General features: G+C 70.4%; 16 protein-coding genes and 4 pseudogenes. 11 read left to right on the top strand and 9 right to left on the bottom strand.

Annotated features, from left to right (window positions below; genetic code table 11):
- Position 1 precedes the first annotated feature (1 nt).
- Together IE97_RS0136025 and IE97_RS43330 are read left to right on the top strand one after the other, a co-directional pair.
- The gene (locus IE97_RS0136025; protein ID WP_030250922.1) at positions 2 to 898 is read left to right on the top strand and encodes an intradiol ring-cleavage dioxygenase; all 897 of its coding nucleotides are present in this window, start codon (positions 2 to 4) and stop codon (positions 896 to 898) included.
- A 38-nt stretch (positions 899 to 936) separates the two neighbouring features.
- Positions 937 to 1965: a maleylacetate reductase gene (locus tag IE97_RS43330; RefSeq protein ID WP_420706171.1), complete on the top strand. Its 1029-nt coding sequence runs from the start codon at positions 937 to 939 to the stop codon at positions 1963 to 1965.
- Between the two features lie 11 nt (positions 1966 to 1976).
- Here IE97_RS43330 and IE97_RS41130 read toward each other — a convergent pair.
- Positions 1977 to 2795 (bottom strand): annotated as a pseudogene (locus IE97_RS41130) (LysR family transcriptional regulator); the annotation flags it as partial.
- An 84-nt stretch (positions 2796 to 2879) separates the two neighbouring features.
- On the opposite strand from IE97_RS41130, the pseudogene IE97_RS43895 reads away from it, so the two are divergent.
- From IE97_RS43895 to IE97_RS41125, 4 genes and pseudogenes are all read left to right on the top strand, one after another.
- Positions 2880 to 2972: pseudogene (locus IE97_RS43895) on the top strand (IS5/IS1182 family transposase); the annotation flags it as partial.
- On the top strand, positions 2972 to 3160 hold the full coding sequence (locus IE97_RS0136005) for an AMP-binding enzyme (protein WP_030250911.1): 189 nt from the start codon (positions 2972 to 2974) through the stop codon (positions 3158 to 3160). The pseudogene IE97_RS43895 and the gene IE97_RS0136005, both read left to right, overlap by 1 nt.
- A 15-nt stretch (positions 3161 to 3175) precedes the next feature.
- Positions 3176 to 4321 carry an acyl-CoA dehydrogenase family protein gene (locus tag IE97_RS0136000; RefSeq protein ID WP_030250908.1) on the top strand — a complete coding sequence of 382 codons (1146 nt, stop codon included), beginning with the start codon at positions 3176 to 3178 and terminating at the stop codon, positions 4319 to 4321.
- Positions 4321 to 4560 (top strand): annotated as a pseudogene (locus tag IE97_RS41125) (hypothetical protein); the annotation flags it as partial. The gene IE97_RS0136000 and the pseudogene IE97_RS41125, both read left to right, overlap by 1 nt.
- Positions 4561 to 4692: 132 nt before the next feature.
- Here the strand turns inward: IE97_RS41125 and IE97_RS43890 are convergent.
- Positions 4693 to 4998, bottom strand: a complete 306-nt coding sequence (locus IE97_RS43890) for a MarR family winged helix-turn-helix transcriptional regulator (RefSeq protein ID WP_420706170.1) — start codon at positions 4996 to 4998, stop codon at positions 4693 to 4695.
- 139 nt (positions 4999 to 5137) lie between these two features.
- Here IE97_RS43890 and IE97_RS0135990 point away from each other — a divergent pair, with 139 nt between their 5' ends.
- The gene (locus tag IE97_RS0135990) at positions 5138 to 5578 is read left to right on the top strand and encodes a DUF6069 family protein (protein WP_030250905.1); all 441 of its coding nucleotides are present in this window, start codon (positions 5138 to 5140) and stop codon (positions 5576 to 5578) included.
- A 184-nt stretch (positions 5579 to 5762) separates the two neighbouring features.
- Positions 5763 to 7103, top strand: coding sequence for an MFS transporter (locus IE97_RS0135985; protein WP_051705254.1), 1341 nt, complete (start codon positions 5763 to 5765; stop codon positions 7101 to 7103).
- A gap of 78 nt (positions 7104 to 7181) precedes the next feature.
- On the opposite strand, the pseudogene IE97_RS43320 reads toward IE97_RS0135985, so the two are convergent.
- The 3 genes and pseudogenes from IE97_RS43320 to IE97_RS0135970 form a co-directional block, all read right to left on the bottom strand.
- Positions 7182 to 7385 (bottom strand): annotated as a pseudogene (locus IE97_RS43320) (IS21 family transposase); the annotation flags it as partial.
- Positions 7382 to 7957 (bottom strand): DnaB-like helicase C-terminal domain-containing protein, encoded by a 576-nt coding sequence (locus IE97_RS0135975; protein WP_234310417.1) that lies wholly within the window; start codon positions 7955 to 7957, stop codon positions 7382 to 7384. The gene IE97_RS0135975 and the pseudogene IE97_RS43320, both read right to left, overlap by 4 nt.
- A complete protein-coding gene (locus IE97_RS0135970; RefSeq protein ID WP_030250892.1) occupies positions 7944 to 8888 on the bottom strand; it encodes a LysR family transcriptional regulator in 945 nt (314 codons plus the stop codon). Before IE97_RS0135970 ends, IE97_RS0135975 begins: the two co-directional genes overlap by 14 nt.
- Positions 8889 to 8960: 72 nt before the next feature.
- On the opposite strand from IE97_RS0135970, the gene IE97_RS0135965 reads away from it, so the two are divergent.
- From IE97_RS0135965 to IE97_RS0135955, 3 genes are read left to right on the top strand one after another with little or no spacing between them, the layout of a single operon-like run.
- Positions 8961 to 10202: an acyl-CoA dehydrogenase family protein gene (locus IE97_RS0135965; protein WP_051705253.1), complete on the top strand. Its 1242-nt coding sequence runs from the start codon at positions 8961 to 8963 to the stop codon at positions 10200 to 10202.
- Positions 10199 to 10771 (top strand): flavin reductase family protein, encoded by a 573-nt coding sequence (locus IE97_RS0135960; protein WP_030250886.1) that lies wholly within the window; start codon positions 10199 to 10201, stop codon positions 10769 to 10771. The genes IE97_RS0135965 and IE97_RS0135960 overlap by 4 nt, the downstream gene beginning before the upstream one ends.
- A gap of 26 nt (positions 10772 to 10797) precedes the next feature.
- Complete coding sequence (locus IE97_RS0135955; RefSeq protein ID WP_030250883.1) at positions 10798 to 12327, top strand: acyl-CoA synthetase; 1530 nt, start codon at positions 10798 to 10800, stop codon at positions 12325 to 12327.
- 460 nt (positions 12328 to 12787) lie between these two features.
- Here IE97_RS0135955 and IE97_RS0135950 read toward each other — a convergent pair whose 3' ends face one another.
- From IE97_RS0135950 to IE97_RS0135935, 4 genes are all read right to left on the bottom strand, one after another.
- Positions 12788 to 13030 carry a hypothetical protein gene (locus IE97_RS0135950; RefSeq protein ID WP_030250879.1) on the bottom strand — a complete coding sequence of 81 codons (243 nt, stop codon included), beginning with the start codon at positions 13028 to 13030 and terminating at the stop codon, positions 12788 to 12790.
- Positions 13031 to 13392: 362 nt separating this feature from the next.
- Entirely contained in the window at positions 13393 to 13737 is a 345-nt protein-coding gene (locus IE97_RS0135945; RefSeq protein ID WP_030250875.1) for a DoxX family protein, read from the bottom strand.
- Positions 13734 to 15701: an acetoacetate--CoA ligase gene (locus IE97_RS0135940; RefSeq protein WP_030250870.1), complete on the bottom strand. Its 1968-nt coding sequence runs from the start codon at positions 15699 to 15701 to the stop codon at positions 13734 to 13736. The genes IE97_RS0135945 and IE97_RS0135940 overlap by 4 nt, the downstream gene beginning before the upstream one ends.
- Positions 15698 to 17278 carry a bifunctional 3-(3-hydroxy-phenyl)propionate/3-hydroxycinnamic acid hydroxylase gene (locus IE97_RS0135935; RefSeq protein WP_030250866.1) on the bottom strand — a complete coding sequence of 527 codons (1581 nt, stop codon included), beginning with the start codon at positions 17276 to 17278 and terminating at the stop codon, positions 15698 to 15700. The genes IE97_RS0135940 and IE97_RS0135935 overlap by 4 nt, the downstream gene beginning before the upstream one ends.
- Between the last annotated feature and the right edge of the window lie 3 nt (positions 17279 to 17281).

Here is a 17281-nt window from a genome sequence, read left to right as displayed (position 1 = left end):
CATGGACCTCACCACGAAGACCGCGAAGACCTCGAAGACCGCGACGACCGCGACGACTACGGCGGTGCTGGAAAGCTTCGCCCACACCTCCGATCCCCGACTGCGCGAGGTGCTGGTCTCCCTGACCCGTCACCTGCACGATTTCGTACGGGACATCGAGCCGACCCAGGCCGAGTGGGAGCGGGCGATCGACTTCCTCACCGCGACCGGGCACATGTGCGACGACACCCGGCAGGAGTTCATCCTGCTGTCGGACGTCCTGGGTGTGTCGATGCTCGTCGAGACGATCAACGACCACAAGGCGGCCGCCGCGACCGACTCGACGGTGCTCGGCCCCTTCCACATGACCGAGTCCCCGGTCCGTGAGCTCGGGGCGAACATCGATCTGGTCGGCGGCGGCGAGCCGTGTGTGATCAGCGGACGGGTCGTCTCCGTCGACGGCACCCCGCTGCCCGGTGCGACGCTGGACGTGTGGCAGGCCGACGACCAGGGATTCTACGACGTCCAGCAGCCGGAGAAGCAGCCGCCGGGCAATGGGCGCGGGCTGTTCACCGCGGACGCGGAGGGGCGGTTCTGGTTCCGCTCGTGCGTTCCGAGCCCGTATCCCATTCCGACGGACGGGCCGGTCGGCTCGCTGCTGGAGGCGACCGGCCGTCACCCCTACCGTCCGGCCCATGTCCACTTCATCGTGGGCGCCGAGGGGCACAGCCCGGTGACGACGCACATCTTCGTGGCGGGCAGCGACTATCTGGAGTCGGACGCCGTCTTCGCCGTGAAGGAGAGCCTGGTCGAGGAGTTCGTCGAGGTGGACTCCCCCGCGGAGGCCGCGGAGCTGGGTCTGGCCAACCCCTTCCGCCGGGCGCGCTTCGACATCGTGCTGCAACCGGTGATCGTGTGAAGGGCGAGGCCCGGGACTTCACCTACCAGGCACAGCCGATGCGCGTCCTCTTCCGGTCGGGTGCCGTCCCGGACGCGGTGCCCGACGAGGTCGCGCTTCTCGGCCTGCGCCGCGTCCTCGTGCTGTGCGACGACCATGGCCTGGACACGGCCCGTGCCGTCGCCGCGTCTCTCGGCGACGCCTGCGCCGGGCTGCACGCGGGGGCGGTGACGCACGTCCCGGTGGAGGTCGCCGACCTGGCCGTCGAGGCGGCTCGCGAAGCCCGGGCCGACGGCTGCGTGGCGGTCGGCGGCGGTTCCGTGACCGGCCTGGCCAAGGCCGTCGCGCTCAGGACCGGCCTGCCGATCGTCGCCGTCCCGACGACGTACGCCGGATCTGAGATGACACCCGTCTGGGGCCTGACCGAGGGCGCGGTCAAACGCACCGGGCGCGACCCGAAGGTGTTGCCGCGCAGCGTCGTGTACGACCCGCTGCTCACGCTCACCATGCCGCCCGTGGGGTCCGCGACGAGCGGCATGAACGCGATCGCGCACGCCGTCGAGGCTCTGTACGCCCCGGACTCCACTCCGATCGTCTCCCTCATGGCGGAGGAGGGTGTGCGGGCGCTGGCCGCGGCCCTTCCCGAGATCGTCGCCGACCCCTCGGGGCATGACGCGCGCAGCCGCGCGCTGTACGGGGCGTGGCTGTGCGGTGCCTGTCTCGGCGCGACCACCATGGGGCTGCACCACAAGCTCTGCCATGTGCTCGGCGGCACCTTCGACCTGCCGCACGCCGAGACACACGCCGTCGTCCTGCCCTATGTGCTGGCCTTCAACGCGCCGGCCATTCCCGAGGCACTGGCTGGGCTGCGCCGGGCGCTCGATGTCCCGGATCCGGTGAGGGAGTTGCGCGAGCTGGGCGAGCGGCTGGGCATCCCGCGATCGCTCGCCGACCTGGGCCTGACCGCCGCCGACGTGGACCGTGCGGTCGATGTCGCTCTCGGGGCGATCTCGGCGTACGGAACGCCGGTCGCGCGTCGGGCCACCCGGCGTGCGACCTCGGCGAACGCCGGGGCGGCGGGCGAGTGACCGGCCTCCGGAAACACGACGGCGGCCACCAGGCCGAGGGGCTCCTTCGGAGCGACGTTATGCACCCCCGGGTGCGGGAACATCCGGGTGGCCGACAGCGGCATCAGTCCCACCATGTGCTGGTAGGCGATCTTCAAGGACACGTCCAGGGCCGAGCGGGCGTGGAAGCCGACCGTCGGGGCGTCGGCGTCCCCCTTTCGTCCGCCCACCCAGAAGTCGAGGCCCGGCTCGGGGGTGACCCAGGGCTGATCGAAGACCTCGGTCACGTCCACCGCGGCTGCCCCAGCCAGCGGATGCCCCTTCCACAGCGCGAGGGAAGCGGGCTCGGTGAAGATCGGTACGCGTGTCACGCCCGGCATGTCGACGTTCAGGGGCAACAGCGCCACGTCGTACTCGCCGGCCAGCAGCGGGGCGAGACCCTGGTGGAAGTCCGCTTCATGTACCCGGACCGTGACGCTGGGATACCGCTCGCAGAACGCCTCGATGACCGGATGCGTGAGTTCGGCCAGAGCCACGCCGTAGCACGCGACCCGCACCTCGTCCCGCCGCCTGGCCCTGATGGCGCCCGCGGCGGCGGCGAGCCGGTCGGCATCGGCCAACACCTCGCCCGCCCGTACGAGCAGCTCCGCGCCGTCGGCGGTGAGCGCCACATGCCGTTTGTCGCGGTCGAACAGCTGGACGCCCAACTCGCGCTCCAGGGCGGCGATCGAGCGCGTCAGCGCAGGCTGGGTGAGGTGCAGACGCTCGGCGGCGACCCGGTAATTCAAGGTCTCGGCGAGCGCCGAGAAATGGCGCAAACTCCGGAGTTCCCTTCGCCGCGCCGCCAACACTCCCTTCAGGCCGACCCAGAACAACAGCGGATGGGGTGCGAATTGTCCGAGACAACCGACCGAACAGCGAACCGGTATCTCCGAGGTTGGATGCTCGCTCTCCAGTCCCGCAAGCGGTTCTCCAAGGACACCGTGCTCATCGTGGACGGCACCCTCGTGCCCGCCCGGGATCACACGTGGAGCTGAACGACGGCGAGGAACTCACCGAGACGGAACTCATCGCCTACTGCCGTCCGCGACTCGGCGGCACCAAGACACCTGAGCGGGTCGTGTTCGTGCCCGAAATCCCGCGCAGCGCCAACGGAAAGATCCTCAAGAAGGACGTACGCGAGCCGTTCTGGCGCGGTCACGAGCGACAGATCTGAGGATCGGAGCACCACATGCACCGCACCCTTTTCAACAAGGATCACGACAGTTTCCGCGATGCCGTCCGCCAGTTCACCGAACGCGTTCTCGCGCCCCGTCACGAGGAGATGCTCAGGCGGAAGTCCATCCCCCGGGACATCTGGCAGGAGGCGGGCGCACTCGGCATCCTCGGCCTGTCCGTCCCGGAGGAGTACGGCGGGACAGGCGCGAGCGACTTCCGCTTCAACGCCGTCGCGGACGAGGAACTCGCCGGCTTCAGTTTCGGCGTCGGGGCCAGTCTCGCCCTGCACACCGACACCTGCCCGCCCTACCTCGTGGAACTCGGCACAGAGGAACAGAAACAGCGCTGGCTGCCCGGCATCGCCTCGGGCGACCTGATCAGCGCCATCGCCATGACCGAACCCTCCGGCGGTTCCGACCTGGCCGCGTTGAAGACCACCGCGGTCCGGCACGGCGAGGACTGGCTGGTCAACGGCTCCAAGACCTTCATCACCAACGGCCACCAGGCGGACCTCGTCATCGTGGCCGCCCGCACCGGCCCCGGCGAGCGGGCCAAGGGCATCAGCCTCTTCGTCGTCGAGGCCGGCACGCCAGGCTTCGAACGCGGCCGCAAGCTGGACAAGGTCGGGCAGGAGGAGGCCGACACCGCCGAGCTCTTCTTCACCGACGTCCGCGTCCCCGACAGCCACCGTCTCGGCGAGGTTGGCCAGGGATTCGCCTCGATGATGCGGCTCCTGCCGCAGGAACGGCTGTCGACCGCCGTCACCAGCACCGGCCATGTCGCGCGGCTCCTGCACGAGACGATCGAATACGCCAAGGAGCGCCGCGCGTTCGGAGAGACCATCGGCTCCTTCCAGCACAACAAGTTCCTGATAGCTGAACTGGTTACCCGGGTGGAGGTGACCCAGGCGTACGTCGACCAGTGCGTCCTCGCGCACACGCGAGGCGAACTGACCCCCGTGGACGCGGCCAAGGCCAAGTGGTGGGCCGCCGAGACGCAGAACTCCGTACTGGACGAGTGCGTCCAACTGCACGGCGGCTACGGCTATATGAACGAATACCGCATCGCACGCGCCTGGCGGGACGCCCGCGTGACGAAGATCTGGGCCGGGTCCAACGAAATCATGAAAGAGGTCATCGGCCGCGACCTGGGCCTGTAATGCCGCACGCCGAAATCCCCGAGGGAGAACCGCTCATGGCCGTGCGCACCGTCAACCGTCAATGGCTGCCGGCCCGCCGCCCCGTCGGCGCCGTCACCACCGACCACTTCCGCTACGCCGAGTCGGACCCGCCGGCCCCCGGAGAGGGGGAGATCCTGGTCCGCACCCTGTACTTCGCCTACGACGCCGGCCAGCGCATCCGGCTCACCGACGACGGGGGCTGCCTGCCGCCGATCCAGGTCGGTGAGCCGATGCGGACCATGGGCATCGGCCAGGTCGTCACGTCGAGGAGAACGTCGTGGACGGCTTCGAGAACGCGCCCGCCCTGCTGCCGACGATGTTCAGTGGAAAACAGCCCGGCAAGCTGCTCCTCAAGCTCGGTGACCCGGAATGAACGAGGCAGCCGGGGCCGTGCATGCGCGCCTGGTCAGCCTGAGGAGTCTCGGTGCAGGTCGGCGTCGGCGTGCTCGGGGGCGATGGCGTACAGGATGCGCCGGCCGATGCGGCCGAGCAGCGCTCACCATCTTCCGGTACCCCTCGTCGGTGAGCGTGGCAAGGGTGTGACGGCCGTCAGCCGGGTCGGGGTGGCGGCGGACGTAGCCCTTGCGTTCCAGACGGGCCACGACCTGGGACAGGCGGGAGAGCGAACCCTCGGCGAACGCGGCGAGGGCGCTCATGCGCAGTTCCCGCTGTGACGCCTCCGACAGAGCCGCCATCACGCTCACTGCCCTCACCGCCAGCCGCCGGCCCGTCGTCATCACCGACCGACTCGACCCGCTCCCTGTCCCCACCCGACACCTGATCCGGAGAAACACCATGAGTGAACAACTCGCCACCCAGCCGGCCCGCCCCCGCGGCCTCGTCGTCACCGGCGGTCTGATCGGCACCGCGGCCGTCGCCGCCGTCCTCAACGCCGTTGTCGCCACAGCAGCCCACGCCCTCGGCGCCTCGCACGATTTCCAGCCGCTCCAGCCGTCCGCCTACGTGCCCTTCACCGTCTTCGGCGTCCTGGCCGCAGCTGCCGCCTGGGCGATCATCCGCGCACGATCGACCCGCCCCGCCCGAGTGCTGCGCGTCCTGGTCCCAGCCGTCGTGCTCGTCAGCTTGGTCCCGGACATCATGGTCGGCGCCACCGCCGGCCAGCCCGGTACGAGTTGGGGGGCCGTCGTCGCCTTGGTGGTGATGCACCTCGTGATCGCCGCCGTCGCCGTCCCCGCCTACCAGCGCCTGCTCCCTCTCCCCACCGCCCAGAACTGACCCCGCGTCCCGTCGCAGTGCGGGCCGCCACGGTCGTATGGCATCCGGTGAGTGCCGTACGGCCGTGAACGGGCTCTTCCCGATCCTGCGCCCGGCGTCCGGCGCCCGCCTGCTGCCGATGACGGCCGCCACCGAACCTCCCCCCACGTCCCCCGCTCGTGACATCACAAGGAGGTGTGTCACCGTGACCGACGACATCGACCGCGACCGGCCGCAGACCGAGCCGTCGCCGCCCGCACTGAACCTGGCGCCCGCACCGCACCTGACGCCTGTACCGGACCAGGCGACCCCACCGGACCAAACGGTCCCCGGCACAGTCGAACGCCCAGCAGGACGTGCCCAGCTGACGCTGCTGGTGGCGGGGATCTGTATGCCCGTGCTCGGCTCCGCCCTGATCTCGCCCGTGCTGCCGCAGATGCAACGGCATTTCCACAACACACCTGGCAGCGACGTCCTGGTCCCGATGGTGGTCGCCCTGCCGGGACTGTTCCTCGCCCTGTCCGCGCCACTTCTCGGATCCGTCGCCGACCGGACCAACCGCAAGGCGCTCCTGCTGATCGCCGTGGCGCTCTATGCCGTGGTCGGCAGCGCCCCGCTCTACCTGGCCTCGCTGGTGGCGATAGCCGTCAGCAGGGTGCTACTGGGGGCCTGCGAGGGAGTGATCCTGATCTGTTGCACGTCTCTGATCGGCGACTACTGGACGGGAGCGCGGCGAGCGAAGTACCTCTCCGTATCGACGCTGGCCACGTCACTGGCCGCGACGGCGTTCCTGGCCGTGGGCGGAGTGCTCGGGGTGTCGGGCTGGCGGACCCCGTTCTGGATGTACGTGCTTCCGCTGCTGTTGCTGGTGCCGATGGCCAGGCTGCTGTGGCAGCCGCCCCGCACCAGTACGCCGGGCGTCGGGACACGGCTGGAGCCGCTGCCGCGCCGTCAGGTCCTGGTCCCGTGCCTGGTCACGCTGTTCGGCGGGCTGTACTTCTTCACCCTGGTCGTCGAACTGCCGTTCATCCTGGACGGCATCGGGATCCACTCGACCGCCGCCGTGGGCACCATCTCCGCCGTCATGGCGCTGGCCACGGCCGCCGGTTCGGCACTCTTCCCCCGGCTGGCCGCCAGACCGGCGCGCGTCCTGGTTCCCCTCGAGTTCGCGGGTGTGGCCGTCGGCCTGGCCACCGTCTTCGCGACCGGGGCGCTGCCCGTCGTCGTGACCGGCGCGATCATCACCGGATTCAGCACCGGGGTCATGCTGCCGACCCTGCTGGTCTGGGCGATCCACCGGCTGAACTACTCCCAGCGCGGCCGGGGCACCGGCTGGTGGAGCGGCGCGCTGAATCTCGGGCAGTTCTTCTGCCCCCTGGTCGTCGCGGGCCTGAGCACCGCGTCCGGAGGCCTCCAGCCGGCCCTGGGCGTCCTGGCGCTCGCGGCAGCCCTGCTCGCCGCGACGGTCCTGCTGGGCCTGCGCCACCAGCACGACCCGCTGGACCCGTCCCCCGGCGAGCCGGTCACCGCTCCGGCAGCGCCCTGACCCTGCGCGACACCACGTGGCCTCCGCCCCGGCACTGCCTGAACGTCACGAGAAGGCCTGACGGCGTTCATGCTTCAAGGCAGCCTCTTCTGCCGAAGTGGCCTTCGGGGCGCGGTCGTTGTCCTGTTTCTCCCGCGGCGGGTAGTGGGCGTCGTCCAGGACCGGGGTGCTCGGCCGGCCGCGGCGGTGGCGGGCGGCCTCGCGGGCCGAGCCGTCCTCGCCGCCCGCGGTGACGATCAGTTCGTCGCCGTGGAAGCGGGCCCAGACCCGGTTGTCGATCAGTACCGGTGATCGTGCCGGAGTTCCGGTGCCCGGGTGAGCTGTTCCACGATCACCACGGCCGCCTCCAAGCGGGTCGCCAGTTCCTGGAGATCTGTCACGACACCGGCGACCTCCTTCTTCCGGTCCCCCGATGCACACTGCAGCAACGCGCCGTCCATCAGGCCGAGACAGTCGACGACCAGAAAGTCCAGGCGGCCGTGCCGACCCACCACGGCAGCGCACCGGCGCTCGATCTCCGCGACGGCAGGCGTGGTGCCGTCACCTCCGAAACTCAACAGCGCCTTGCTGTCGGCCTCCGCAGCGACTGCGTGAAGGAGGTCGAGTTCGGAGGGATCCAGCGTCCGGCGGCGGATCTTCTCGGTCGGCACGCCGGTTTCCGCGGCGAGCGTCCGCTCGAGGAGTCCCTCCTTCGACTTCTCCAGAGAAGCGACCTGAGCGGGACGGCCCTGGCGGAAGGCACAGTTACGGGCCATGGTCAGAGCGAGCATGGACTTGCCCATCGAGGTACGGGCAGCGACCACGGTGACCCGTCCAGGCCGCAGCCCGCCACCGAGGAGATCATCGAGGGTCATCAAGCCGGTCAGGACCCGGGGCTTGGGCTCGTGCTGCTTCACCGCGGATCCGGTACGCGAGCTGGGCGAGCGGCTGGGCATCCCGCGATCGCTCGCCGACCTGGGCCTGACCGCCGCCGACGTGGACCGTGCGGTCGATGTCGCTCTCGGGGCGCGCGGCCACCGCCTCGAGGGGCTCTTTCGGAGCGACGGCCTCCACTCCCGGGTGCGGGAACATCCGGGTGCCCGACAGTGGCATCAGTCCCACCATGTGCTGGTAGGCGATCTTCGAGGACATGTCCAGGACCGAGCGGGCGTGGGAGGCGACCGTCGGGGCGTCGTCGTCCCCGTGGCGTCCCCCCACCCACCAGTCGTCGCCCGGGTGGGGGGTGACCCAGGGCTGGTCATAGACCTCGGCCATGTCCACCGCGGCGGCCGAGGCCAGCGGGTGCCCCTTCCACAGCCCGACGGAAACGGGCTCGGTGAAGATCGGTACGCGTGTCAGGCCCGGCATGTCGACGCTCAGATACATCAGCGCCACGTCGCACTCGCCGGCCAGCAACGGGGCGTGCCCCTGGTGGAAGTCCGCTTCGTGCACCCGGATCGTGACTCTGGGATACCGCTCGCAGAACGCCTCGATGACCGGATGCGTCAGCTCCGCGAGAGCCATCCCGTAGAGCGCGACCCGCACCTCGCCCCGCCGCCTGGCCCTGATGGCGCCCGCGGCGGCGGCGAGCCGGTCGGCATCGGCCAGCACCTCGCCCGCCCGTACGAGCAGTTCCGCGCCGTCGGCGGTGAGCGCCACATGCCGTTTGTCACGGTCGAACAGCTGGACGCCCAACTCACGCTCCAGGGCGGCGATCGATCGCGTCAGCGCAGGCTGGGTGAGGTGCAGACGCTCGGCGGCGACCCGGTAATTCAAGGTCTCGGCGAGCGCCGAGAAATGGCGCAAACTCCGGAGTTCCCACCGCGCCGCCAACACTCCCTTCAGGCCGACCCAGAACAGCAGCGGATGGGGTGCGAATTGTCCGAGACAACCGAGACAGCCGAGAAAGTCATCGAGATTCCGCAGCCGGAGCCGGACCTGACACCGGAGGAACTGGTGCGCCGGGCCGCCGGCATGAGGACCTGGCTACGTGATCACCAGGACGAGACCGAACAGCGAACCGGTATCTCCGAGGACACGCACAAGGCGTTCCTGGAGGCGGGTTTCTACCGGTCCCTCCAGCCACGCCGCTTCGGCGGCTACGAGTTCGACCTGCGGACCTACTCCCGGATGGTCACCGAGGTGGCCCGCGGCTGCCCGTCCAGCGGCTGGAACCTGTGTCTGGCCGCCTCCCACAGCCTGGTGGTGGCCGGCCGCTTCCCCGAGAGCACCCAGCGCGAGGTGTTCGGTCCGGACGGTGACTTCCGGGCCCCGCTGCCGATCGCCCCGAGCGCCACCGCGACGAGGACCCCCGACGGGTACCGGGTCAACGGCCGCTGGGACTACTCCTCCGGAGTCAACGTCTCCACGCACTTCCTGGGTGGCGTGCTCATCATCGACGAAGAGGGCGGTATGCCCACGCCGGGCATGGTGCTCGTGCCCTCCGGCTGGCGGATGCTCGACAACTGGGGCGAGATCCTGGGCTTCCGCGGCAGCGGCTCCAACAGCGTCGTGGCCGAGGACGTCCTCGTACCGTACGAGTACGTGTCCAGGACCCACCTCCTGGCGAACGACGCCACCGACGGGCCGGGGGTGGAACTGCACGGCAACCCGATGTACGCGGGCCGGCTGATGTCGTTCTTCAACATCCAGCTGTGTTCGGTCGTGGCGGGCACCGCCTGGGCCGCGGTCGACGAGTACCGGCGGATCATCACCACCAAGAACAGCCCGCTGCCGCCCTTCAAGCCGCGCAGCCACGATCCGGAACACCAGCGCAACCTCGGTCTGGCCACGGCCCTGGCCGACAGCGCGCAGCGGATCATCCTGTCGGTCGCGGACGACTACGCCGCCTACGCGGCCCGGGGCCTGGCAGGGGGCGAGCCCTTCTCCGAACTGGACGACCGGGCTCTCTCCCTCGCGGCCCGGCAGTCCGGCCAACTCGCCTGCCAGGCCGTCGAGATGCTGGTCTCGGCCAGTGGCTCCAGCGCGCTGGCGAACGGCCAGCGCATGCAGCGGTACCTGCGCGACGTCGCCACGTACAAGACCCACATCAACGCGCAGCACGGCTCGTGGGCCACGGGGTACGCCCGTGTTCTGCTCGGGCTGGAGACCCCGGCGTGAACCGGCAGACGCCCGCCACGACGGCGCCCGGCGGTGGCCCGGCGGACGACCCCGGCTTGTTCCGGCACGTGCTCGGCCACTACCCGACGGGTGTCACGGTGGTCACCGCGAAGGAACCCGACGGCACCCCGGTCGGCATGGTCATCGGCTCGTTCACCTCGGTGTCCCTCGCCCCCCCGCTCGTCGCGTTCTTCCCCGGCCGCTCCTCCACCACCTGGCCAAAGATCATGGCCGGCGGCGCCTTCTGCGTGAACGTGCTGGCCGCCGGCCAGGAGGGCCTCTGCCGGGATGTCAGCGCCAAGGCCCCCGACGTCTTCGACCGCCACCCGTGGCGCGGCGCGCCCTCGGGCAGCCCCGTCCTGGCGGGCGTCGCCGCCTGGATCGACTGCGACATCGCCGACGTGTGGACCCTCGGCGACCACTACTTCGTCCTCGGCCGCGTACGGGAACTCGGGGTGGAGAAGACCGGCGTCTCGCCGCTGGTCTTCTCCCGGGGGCGGCTCGCCCCGTTGCCGCCCCGCCGGGACCACGACGACTCAGCCGACTACACATGGCCCGACTGGCTCTGAGAGATCCGAGAGAGGAGAGACGCACCATGCGCAATCAAGGGCTCGGCTCGTGGCCCGCGCGGCGCGCCCGCATGGCACCGGAGGCCACCGCCGTCGTGCACGACGGTGGATCCCTGTCCTACGGAGAGCTGGCCGCCCGCGTGACGCGGCTCGCTCACGCCCTGCGTGCCCTGGGGGTCGGCCACGGCGACCGGGTGGCCTACCTGGGCGCGAACCATCCGGCCCTGGCGGAGACCCTGTTCGCCGCGAACGCGCTGGGCGCCGTCTTCGTACCGCTCAACACCCGCCTCGCAGCACCTGAGTTGGCTTTCATCCAGGGGGACGCGGGGGCGGCGGTACTGCTGTACGGCGCCGAACTCACCGATGTCGTGGACGCGTTGAGGGACGACGCGGAGGGGAAGCACTACGTCGAGGTGGGGAGCTCGTACGAGGGGCTGTTGGCGAACGCACCCGACGACCCTCTGGACGAGACGGTCGGCCTCGACGAGGTGTGCGTGATCCAGTACACCTCCGGCACCAGCGGCCGTCCCAAGGGCGTCATGCTGACTCACGCCAACATCGCCTGGAACTGCTTCAACATGCTGCTGGACGGGGACATCGCCTCCGACGACGTCGCTCTGGTGGTAGCACCGATGTTCCACACCGCCGCCCTCAACACCGTCTTCCTGCCGGGCTTCCTCAAGGGAGGGACGTCGGTGCTGATGCGCGGCTTCGACCCGGAACGGGTGCTCGACGTCATCGCCGAGCACCGGGTGACGAGGATGTTCGGCGTGCCCGCGATGTACCAGGCCATGGCCCGGTCGTCGCGGTGGGCGACGGCCGACCTGTCGTCGATCCGGATCCTGCAGTGCGCGGCGGCACCCGTACCCAAGGACCTCATCCACACATACCAGGACCGGGGCCTGACCTTCCTCCAGGCGTACGGCCTGACCGAGACCTCTCCCGCCGCGCTGGGCCTGCGCGCACAGGACAGCATCCGCAAGGCCGGCTCGGCCGGCACGCCCTGCTTCTTCACCGACGTACGCGTGGTGCGGCCCGACCTCACCGATGTCGCACCGGGCGAGGTCGGCGAGGTGATCATCGAGGGCCCCAACGTGATGAAGGGATACTGGCAGTGGCCCGAAGCGACCAAGGACGCCTTCGTGGACGGAAGTTGGTTCCGCTCCGGAGACGGGGCCACCGTCGACGAGGAGGGGTACGTCACGATCGTCGACCGGATCAAGGACATGTACATCTCCGGTGGGGAGAACGTCTACCCCGCAGAGGTCGAGCAACTCCTCTACCAGCATCCCGCGGTCGCCGAATGCGCGGTGATCGGCGTACCCGACGAACGATGGGGCGAGGTCGGCAGAGCGCTGGTCGTGCCCCGCGCGGGCGCCGAGGTGTCGCCCGACGACATCATGAACTCCCTGTCCGGCCGACTCGCCAAGTACAAGCTCCCCAAATCGGTCGTCCTCGTCGACACCCTGCCCCGCAACGCCACCGGCAAGATCCTCAAGGCCCGCCTGCGCAGCCAGTACGGCTCAATGCCGGCCCGAGGCGCCGAGGAGGCATGAGGCCAGGGGACCCGAAAACGCCGGGTGGCGGCTGATCCAGTTCGACCTCACGGTCGCGAAAGGGGTGCGGAGGCCGTTCGCCGGCGCGCTTCCTGCCGCCGCGGGAATCTGGACAGTGCAAGCCCCAGCACGGGCGCTCTCGTCTTTCCCAGCACGAATCCAGCACGGTTTGAGATGAGCAGGGGTCTGCTACCCGATGGATCGTCGCTACTCGATGGCCGACCACCACCGCGCCGGCCTTGTCGTCGACGTGCTGAAAGCGAGCTGCGCGAGCGCTGGTTCACCCGGATGCTCGCACCGGACCACGTCGTTCACTCCTTCATCGACAGCCTCGTTCAAACGTGTTCTCCCTGTAAATGGGCCGCACAGGACGCCTCATCCGAACGAGGGTTCTCTCGTGACACCCGGAATTCCTGCGAAAGCGACGGGCATTGTGTCCGGGGCAGCACGCCCCAGGAAATTACGGGAGCACCGTATGCACAGGGGCCTCAACGAGCGGCAGCAGGCCGTGCTCGATCGGAGTCTTCTTGGGTCGGTGCGAGTTCGGCGATGACTTGCCGGGTGGTCGCCAGTCCGTGAGTCGTGCTTCGATCTCGACCAAGGCGGCGGTCAAGTGCTTGATCTGGGCGTGTAGTTCACCGGCCCGGGCCGTGGCCTTCTCGTGCAGCGCCTGGAGGTCCGCCAGGAGCTCGATGACGTTCACGCAGCCAGCTCGAGAGTGTCGCGCCAGGCCGGACCCGGGGCGGTGAGGCAGCGGGTCATGTTCGCGATGGAGGCCCACTAGATCCGTGAGGCAGAGGTGCCGGGCCGGTGGTCGTATTCACGGGCCAGACGGCGGTACAACGCCGTTGACCTGCTCCACAATCCACCTTTGCGGTGCCGGCGGTGTTGTCGTGGGCCGAGGCGGCCTGCACCACGACGCCGATGACCAACCCCAGCGCGTCCAGGGCCGACCGGAGGGGGGGAGGGGGAGGCCGATGTGCGATGGCAGCCCACGCGGAGCCGGGGAGGGGCGGCCGCCCCCTCACAGGGGGCCGCCGCCCGTGCCCGGCCGTCCAGAACGCGTTAGCCGGACGTCATCGCCGTTGCCGCGTATGTCAAGGAGATCAGGGCCATTACGGCGGCCGGGACGGCTCGGGGCGGCGGGTCGCCGTGGCGCAGGTGGACCACCGCCGCGGCGGCCATGAGCAGGGCGAGGCCTGTCGCTGCGGCCACGCCCAGCGGCGTCCAGGTCAGCCCCGTCAGCAGTCCGGCGACCCCGGCCACCTCCAGGGCGCCGACGACGCGGTAGAGCCGTACCGGCAAGCCGAGATGGGCCGCCGCCTGGCGCATGAACGGCGCCGAGGCCAGCTTCGCCAGCCCTAGCGGAAGGAAGATCAGAGACAGGGCGACAGCGAGCGCGGTGGTCATGAGGCGGACCTGCCCTTGCGGCGCTCGGCGCCCAGCCGGACGTAGTGGTCGATGAGTTCGGGGCTGTCCACAGTGGCCGGATTGACGACCTGCTCCACCGCGGCTCCCTGGAGCAGCCGCTTGATCGGGACCTCCAGCTTCTTGCCGGTGCGTGTGTGCGGGATGCCCGGCACTTCGAGGACTTCGTCGGGGACGTGGCGGGGTGAGGCGCCGGTGCGGACGGCGTCGCGGATCTTCTCGCGCAGGGTGTCGTCCAGGGTCACCCCGGCCGCCGGGACCACGAACAGGGGCATCCAGTAGCCGCCGTCGGGTTCCTCCGCGCCGATGACGAGGGCCTCGGTGATCTCGGGGAGGCGTTCGACGACATCGTGGATGTCGGCGCTGCCGAGCCGTACACCGTTGCGGTTGAGCGTCGAGTCGGAGCGGCCGTGGATAATCACCGAGCCGTGCCCCGTGACCGTGATCCAGTCGCCGTGCCGCCACACCCCGGGGTACGCCGAGAGGTAGGCGTCGCGGTAGCGCGTGCCCTCCGGGTCGTTCCAGAAGTACAGCGGCATCGAGGGCATGGGGCGGGTGACGACCAGCTCGCCGACCTGGTCGATGACGGGGAAGCCCTCGGCGTCGTACGCGGCCAGCGCCACACCCAGGTTCGGAGCCGACAGCTCTCCGGCCCAGACGGGGGTGTTGGGCGCGCTGCCCGCGAAGCCGGAGACGACGTCCGTGCCGCCGCTGATGGAAGCCAGCAGCACGCGGTCACCGACGTGATCCCGGACCCAGGGATAGGCGGAGGCCGGCAGCGCGGAGCCGGTGCAGCCGACCACCCGGATCGCCGAGAGGCCGTGCGCGGAGGGGTCGATGCCGAACTTGGCCATGCCGAGCAGGTATTGGGGGCTGGTGCCGAACACGGTGACCCGGTGGCGGGCGGCCAGTTCCCAGAGGCGGTCGACCTTGGTGTAGGGGGCCGGGCTGCCGTCGTAGGTGCAGGTCGTGGCGCCGGTCAGGAGGGTGGAGGCGACCAGGTTCCACATCATCCAGTGGGTGGTGGTGTACCAGAGCAGGCGGTCGCCGGGGCCCAAGTCCGAATGCAGCGCCAGGGTTTTGAGGTGCTCCAGGAGCACGCCGCCGTGGCCGTGGACGATGCCCTTGGGCAGGCCGGTGGTGCCGGAGGAGAACACGACCCACAGCGGATGGTCGAACGGGACCGGTACGCAGTCGAGTCGCTCGGTGCGGGTCGAGGCGTCCTCCCAGGGGACGACCAGCGACGGGTAGGCCTGCGAGGGCCAGGGCAGGCCGACGTGGTCCACCAGCAGGGTCGCCTTCAACGTCGGCAGCGCCTGGGCGAGTTCGAGGGCGGCGTGGCGGCGGTCGTGGGTGGTGCCGTTGAAGAGGTAGCCGTCGGCGGCGATCAGCACGGTGGGTTCCAGCTGGGCGAACCGGTCGGCGGCGGCCTTGGGGGCGTAGTCCTGACCGCACACCGACCACACGGCGCCCAGGCTCGCAGCGGCGAGGAACGAGACGATGGCGTGCGGGGTGTTGGGGAGGTAGCCGACGACCCGGTCGCCCTTGCCGACGCCGAGGTCGCGCAGGGTGGCGGCCACGGATGCCACCAGGGTACGCAACAAGGCGCCGGTCACCTCGTATCCGGAGCCGGTCTCGTCGAGGGCAATGATCGCGGGTCGGTCGTCGGCGAGGTTGCGCAGGGCATGGTGGGCGTAGTTGAGGGTGGCGCCGGTGAACCAGCGGGCGCCGGGCATGCGTTCCTCGGCCAGCACCTGCTCGTAGGGGGTGTCGGCGTTGATGTCGAAGTACTCCCACACCGCGCCCCAGAAGCCCTCCAGGTCGGTGACAGACCACTGATGCAGGGCGGCGTAGTCCTCCGGGTCCATGCCCTGGAGCCGGGCGAAGTCCGCGATGCGACTGGCGGCCGCCGTCTGCGGATCGGGTGTGAAGAAGGGCGTGCTCATCGCGTCGTACTCCTCAACAGGCTTTTCGGGGCCCTCCGTTCGGAAGGGACAGGGCTTCGGGTGGTGTGCAGCAGGGAGGCCCAGGCGGCGGTCGACGTGAAGTCGCGGCCGCCCGAGGGGATGACGTCCATCACGACGCGGTCGGGCCGCAGCAGGACCGCGTCCGCGCGTCCGCCGCGCAGCCAGGCGGTGAGGGTGCCGTCGTCGCCGAGGTCGGCCACCGGTATCGCGTGCACGCCGAGACCGTGCGCGAGCGCGGTCAGGGAAGGGCCGGGCTCGGCGGCGGTCAGCACAGCGAAGGAGTCGCCGAGCGCCTCGTCGAGACGGGTATGCCGTCCGCCGACGTTCACCCACGGCTGGGGGCAGTGCGTGCCTGCCAGGCCCCGGCGGACCCCGCGCCGCACCAGGAGCCCGGCGGTGAGGGGCGGGCTGAGGTCGCGGCCGGCCAGCTCGGTCAGGCCGGGTATGCGGCAGGCCGCGGCCAGCGCCCGGCGGCGGATCGCGGCGGCGCCGTCCTGGCCGCCGGTCATGGCCCAGCCCATGGCGACCGCGAGGCGGACCACATGCCGGGCGTGCGGCCTGCGTTCGCTCTCGTAGGTGTCCAACAGCCGTTCGTCGCCGCCCTGCTGAAGGACGCGGGCGAGTTTCCACGTGAGGTTGTAGGCGTCCCTCAGCCCCGAGCACAGGCCCTGTCCGATGAACGGCGGGGTGAGGTGGGCGGCGTCGCCGAGCAGGAAGACCCGTCCGCTGCGCCAGCGGTCGGCGACGCGGGCCCGGAAGGTGTACTGCGTCTCGCGGACCACCACGAAGTCCCCGTCGTACGAGGGCGGCAGCCACGGGGCGACCAGCTCACGGACCGTCTCCCGTCCTTCCCCGAGCCGGAACTCCCAGCGGTAGCGGCTCTCGCTCACACGCATGAAGGTGGCCGGCCGGGCCGGGTCGCAGACCTGGTCGACGCCTTCCCAGCAGCGGACGGGGCCCGTCGTGTCGACGTCGATGACCTTCCAGCGTTCCTCGAAGCGCAGGTCCTCCCAGGCGCCGCCGATGGCTTCACGGGTGAGGCTGCCCGCGCCGTCGCAGCCGAGGACGGCCTCGGCCCACAGCTCGTGATCGCCGGCGTCGTCGCGGTAGGTCACGCGGACGGGGCCCGCGGTGTCCGGACCGACGCCGGTGACCTCCACACCACCGCGCAGTTCGCACTCGGGGCGCCGGGCCAGGGCGTCGCGCAGCACGCGTTCCAACTCGGGTTGGTCGAACATGCTGGACTGCGGATAACCGTGATGGCCGTGCTGGGAACGCCGGAACTCGGCCATCACCCGGTGCCGGGCATCCAGCAGCCGCAGCCCGTTGGCCGGACGGGAGATCGCGGTGAACTCCTCTCCGACGCCCGCGGCCTGGAGGATCCGGTGGATCTCGTCGTCATTGGCGACGGCGCGGGGGAGCGGGTAGACATCCCGGTGGCGTTCGAGGACGACACTGCGGACTCCGCGCCGGGCCAGGAGAAGGGCGGCGGTCACGCCCACCGGCCCGGCCCCGACGATCACGACGGGCACACGTGCGGCTTCATCGACGGTCATGTG

This window comes from Streptomyces sp. NRRL S-455 (genome assembly GCF_000717875.1).
GTDB lineage: Bacteria > Actinomycetota > Actinomycetes > Streptomycetales > Streptomycetaceae > Streptomyces.
This window is presented reverse-complemented; position numbering and strand designations above follow the sequence as displayed.

Excerpts from the sequence above, each read along its gene's own strand:
- IE97_RS0136025 (WP_030250922.1), top strand. The coding sequence starts at position 2 with ATGGACCTCACCACGAAGACCGCGAAGACCTCGAAGACCGCGACGACC.
- IE97_RS43330 (WP_420706171.1), top strand. The coding sequence starts at position 937 with ATGCGCGTCCTCTTCCGGTCGGGTGCCGTCCCGGACGCGGTGCCCGAC.
- IE97_RS0136000 (WP_030250908.1), top strand. The coding sequence starts at position 3,176 with ATGCACCGCACCCTTTTCAACAAGGATCACGACAGTTTCCGCGATGCC.
- IE97_RS43890 (WP_420706170.1), bottom strand. The coding sequence starts at position 4,998 with ATGAGCGCCCTCGCCGCGTTCGCCGAGGGTTCGCTCTCCCGCCTGTCC.
- IE97_RS0135990 (WP_030250905.1), top strand. The coding sequence starts at position 5,138 with ATGAGTGAACAACTCGCCACCCAGCCGGCCCGCCCCCGCGGCCTCGTC.
- IE97_RS0135975 (WP_234310417.1), bottom strand. The coding sequence starts at position 7,957 with ATGACCCTCGATGATCTCCTCGGTGGCGGGCTGCGGCCTGGACGGGTC.
- IE97_RS0135955 (WP_030250883.1), top strand. The coding sequence starts at position 10,798 with ATGCGCAATCAAGGGCTCGGCTCGTGGCCCGCGCGGCGCGCCCGCATG.
- IE97_RS0135945 (WP_030250875.1), bottom strand. The coding sequence starts at position 13,737 with ATGACCACCGCGCTCGCTGTCGCCCTGTCTCTGATCTTCCTTCCGCTA.
- IE97_RS0135940 (WP_030250870.1), bottom strand. The coding sequence starts at position 15,701 with ATGAGCACGCCCTTCTTCACACCCGATCCGCAGACGGCGGCCGCCAGT.
- IE97_RS0135935 (WP_030250866.1), bottom strand. The coding sequence starts at position 17,278 with ATGACCGTCGATGAAGCCGCACGTGTGCCCGTCGTGATCGTCGGGGCC.